Source organism: Streptomyces sp. CAI-85 (assembly GCF_013363615.1).
Lineage (GTDB): Bacteria > Actinomycetota > Actinomycetes > Streptomycetales > Streptomycetaceae > Streptomyces > Streptomyces antibioticus_B.
Window position 1 is genome coordinate 1 of sequence record NZ_JAANNX010000142.1, and the last position, 3,558, is coordinate 3,558.

The following is a 3,558-nucleotide window of genomic DNA, read 5'->3' on the forward strand; positions in this document are numbered from 1 at the left end:
AGGTCGTTCCACCACTCCATGGTGACCAGGTCGCCGAACCACATGTGGGCCAGCTCGTGCAGGATGGTCTCGGCGCGCAGCTCGTACGACGCGTCCGTCACCTTCGACCGGAACACGTACTGGTCGCGGATGGTCACCGCGCCCGCGTTCTCCATCGCGCCCGCGTTGAACTCCGGCACGAAGAGCTGGTCGTACTTCTCGAACGGGTACGCGTAGTCGAACTTCTCCTGGAACCAGTCGAAGCCCTGCCGGGTGACCTCGAAGATCGCGTCCGAGTCGAGGAACTCGGCGAGCGAGGGACGGCAGTAGATGCCGAGCGGCACGCTCCGCCCGTCCTTCTCGTACACGCTGTGCACGGAGTGGTACGGGCCGACGATCAGCGCGGTGATGTACGTGGAGATCCGCGGCGTCGGCTCGAACACCCAGACGTCGTCGGTGGGTTCGGGCGTCGGCGAGTTGGAGATGACGGTCCAGCCGGACGGCGCCTTCACCGTGAACTGGAAGGTGGCCTTGAGGTCCGGCTGTTCGAAGGACGCGAACACCCGGCGGGCGTCCGGCACCTCGAACTGCGTGTACAGATACGCCTGTTCGTCGACCGGGTCGACGAACCGGTGCAGACCCTCACCGGTGTTGGTGTACGCGCAGTCGGCCACGACCCGCAGGACGTTGCGCCCGTGCAGCAGGCCCGGCAGCGCGATCCGGGAGTCCTTGAACACCTCGGCCGCGTCGAGCGCGTCGCCGTTGAGCGTCACCTCGTGGACCGCCGGGGCCACCAGGTCGATGAAGGACCCGGCGTTCTCCTCGGCGACGTCGAAGCGCACCGTGGTCACGGACCGGTAGGTACCGCCCTCCTGCGCGCCGGAGAGGTCGAGATCGATCTCGTACGAGTCAACGGTGAGCAGCGACGCCCGCTGCTGCGCCTCTTCGCGAGTCAGGTTTGTGCCAGGCACGCGGTCATCTCCTCGTTATGTGTGGGTTGCGCCATCCTTCCACGGGTCGGCCGCCGGGGGCGACGACGTTACGGCGGGCCGGTGTCCGCTCTCCGGGACGGGGTGGGAAGCGCCCGTCCGGAGCTGAAGGGTGGAGGCATGTCCTCCCCCACACCTGCCCGGGTATCCCCGGACATCTCCCCGCCGCCGGGCGGCCGTTGGGCCGCCGTGCTCGCGCTCGCCGGGGCCACCTTCTCCGTCGTCACCACCGAGATGCTGCCCGTCGGACTGCTCACCCCGCTCGGCGACGGGCTGGGCGTGTCCGCCGGGACGGCCGGACTCGCGCTCACCCTGCCCGGACTGGTCGCCGCCGTCGCGGCCCCGCTGCTGCCGGCCGCCGTCCGGCGGGCCGACCGGCGCCGGGTGCTGGTCGGTCTGTCGCTGCTCCTCGCGGCCGCCGACCTGCTGTCCGCGCTCGCCCCGGGCATGGCCGCGCTGCTGGTGGCGCGGGCGCTGGTCGGGGTGTGCATCGGCGGGGTGTGGACGGTCGCGGCCGGACTGGCGGTCCGGCTGGTGCCGGCGGCCTCGGTCGGCCGGGCCACGGCGGTCGTGTTCAGCGGGATCGCCGTGGCCTCCGTGCTCGGGGTGCCGGCCGGGACGGTCCTCGGCGCGACGGCCGGCTGGCGGTGGGCCTTCGCCGGGCTCGCGGTCCTCGCCGTCGCGGTGGCCGCCGCTCTGGCCCTCGCGCTTCCCCCGTTGCCCGCCGAACGCACGGTGGGTGTAGGGGAGTTGCGGCGGGTGGCGGCGCTGCCCGGGGTGCGGCGGGGGCTGGCCGTGGTGGGCTTGCTGGTCACCGGGCACTTCGCCGCGTACACGTACGTACGGCCCGTCCTGGAGCGGGTGCCGGGACTGGGGGCCGGGGCGGCGGGCACCCTGCTCCTCGGCTACGGCGTCGCGGGCGTCCTCGGCACCCTCGCCGCCGGTCCGGCCGCCGCGCGCGGACCCCGGCGGACGGTGTGCCTGGTCGCGGCGGGTGTGACGGCGGTCGTCGCCCTGCTGGTCCCGGCGGGCGAGTCGCTCGGCGCGTCGGCCCTGCTGCTCGTCCTGTGGGGGTTCGCCTACGGCGGGGTCGCCGTCTCCGCCCAGACCTGGCTGACGGCCGCCGCCCCGCGCGCCCCGGAAGCGGTGTCCGCGCTGATCGCCGCGGTCTTCAACACCGCGATCGCGCTCGGCGCCTTCACCGGCGGCCGCACCGCCGACACGGCCGGGGCGACGGGCGTGCTGTGGCTGGGCGCCGGGCTGGCGCTGCTGGCCGTCCTGCGGGTGCTCCCCGTGCCCCGCGGCGGCCGCCGGGACCGCCGGACACGGCGTCCGGAATCCGCCGGTGGGCCGGGCCGGACGGCGGGAGGCTGGGGGACATGAGCGAGAACCCTGTGGTCCGGGCCGTCCGCCCGGACGTACGGAAGGAACTGCTGGCCGCCGACGACGCCGGACGCGCCGCCGAGCCCTTCGTGGACGGCGAGGGCGGGGCGCCCCTGCGCTGCTGCCTGCGCCGCAGCGCGCCCGGCGAACGCATCGCCCTGGTGACCTACGCGCCCCTGCGCCGCCGGGCCGAGGCGACGGGCACCGACCCCGGCGCCTACGACGAACAGGGCCCCGTCTTCCTCCACGCCGACGAGTGCCCCGGCGACCCGGACGACCCCTACCCCTTCGGTGGCGCCCACCGGGTGCTGCGCCGGTACTCCCACGACGGGCGCATCCTCGGCGGCACGCTGGTCGGCCCCGGCGGCATCGCGGCCGGGGTCCGGGACGCGCTCGACGGCCCCGACGTGGCGTTCGTCCACGTCAGGGCCGTCGAGTACGGGTGCTTCCTCTACGAGGTCGCGCGGGCGGACTAGCCCCGCAGCTACGAGGTCGCGCGGGCGGACTAGCCCTTCAGCTCCTGCGCCACCAGCTCCGCGATCTGCACCGCGTTCAGCGCCGCGCCCTTGCGGAGGTTGTCGTTGGAGATGAACAGCGCGATGCCGTGCTCCACGGTCTCGTCGCGGCGGATACGGCCCACGTACGAGGGGTCCTGGCCGGCGGCCTGGAGGGGGGTCGGGATGTCGGTGAGGACCACACCCGGGGCGTCGGCCAGCAGTTCGGTGGCGCGCTCCGCCGTCAGCGGGCGCGCGAAACGGGCGTTGACCTGGAGGGAGTGGCCGGAGAAGACCGGGACGCGCACACAGGTGCCGGAGACCTTCAGACCCGGGATCTCCAGGATCTTGCGGGACTCGTTGCGCAGCTTCTGCTCCTCGTCCGTCTCGTCGAGGCCGTCCTCGACGATCGAACCCGCGAGCGGGACCACGTTGAAGGCGATCGGACGCCGGTATACCTGCGGCTCGGGGAAGTCGGCCGCCGTGCCGTCGTGCGTCAGCTTGTCCGCGTCGGCGATCACCTTCTGCGCCTGGCCGTGCAGCTCCGCCACGCCCGCCACACCGGACCCGGACACCGCCTGGTAGGTGGCGACGACCAGCGCCTCCAGGCCCGCCTCGGCGTGCAGCGGCCTGAGGACCGGCATCGCGGCCATGGTGGTGCAGTTCGGGTTGGCGATGATGCCCTTGGGGCGGTCCGCGATCGCGTGCGGGTT

4 protein-coding genes are annotated in these 3,558 nt (G+C 73.8%); 2 read left to right on the plus strand and 2 right to left on the minus strand.

The genetic code is table 11. The annotated features are described in order from the left end of the window. Window positions 1-950 (minus strand): M1 family aminopeptidase (locus G6W55_RS37090; RefSeq protein WP_309243888.1); only part of this gene is annotated, 950 nt, incomplete at its 3' end. A gap of 138 nt (window positions 951-1,088) precedes the next feature. Between G6W55_RS37090 and G6W55_RS37095 the strand changes: the two genes are divergently transcribed. Both G6W55_RS37095 and G6W55_RS37100 read left to right on the plus strand, forming a co-directional pair. Then, entirely contained in the window at window positions 1,089-2,351 is a 1,263-nt protein-coding gene (locus G6W55_RS37095) for an MFS transporter (RefSeq protein ID WP_175524996.1), read from the plus strand. Then, entirely contained in the window at window positions 2,348-2,827 is a 480-nt protein-coding gene (locus tag G6W55_RS37100; protein ID WP_175524997.1) for a DUF1203 domain-containing protein, read from the plus strand. The genes G6W55_RS37095 and G6W55_RS37100 overlap by 4 nt, the downstream gene beginning before the upstream one ends. Before the next feature lie 29 nt (window positions 2,828-2,856). On the opposite strand, the gene G6W55_RS37105 is transcribed toward G6W55_RS37100, so the two are convergent. After that, window positions 2,857-3,558, minus strand: a 702-nt coding sequence (locus tag G6W55_RS37105; RefSeq protein WP_175524998.1) for an aspartate-semialdehyde dehydrogenase, incomplete at its 5' end; no start/stop codon positions are given.

Bases quoted from the DNA above. Each gene is read 5' to 3' on its own strand.
- G6W55_RS37095 (WP_175524996.1), top strand. From the start codon at position 1,089: ATGTCCTCCCCCACACCTGCCCGGGTATCCCCGGACATCTCCCCGCCG.
- G6W55_RS37100 (WP_175524997.1), top strand. From the start codon at position 2,348: ATGAGCGAGAACCCTGTGGTCCGGGCCGTCCGCCCGGACGTACGGAAG.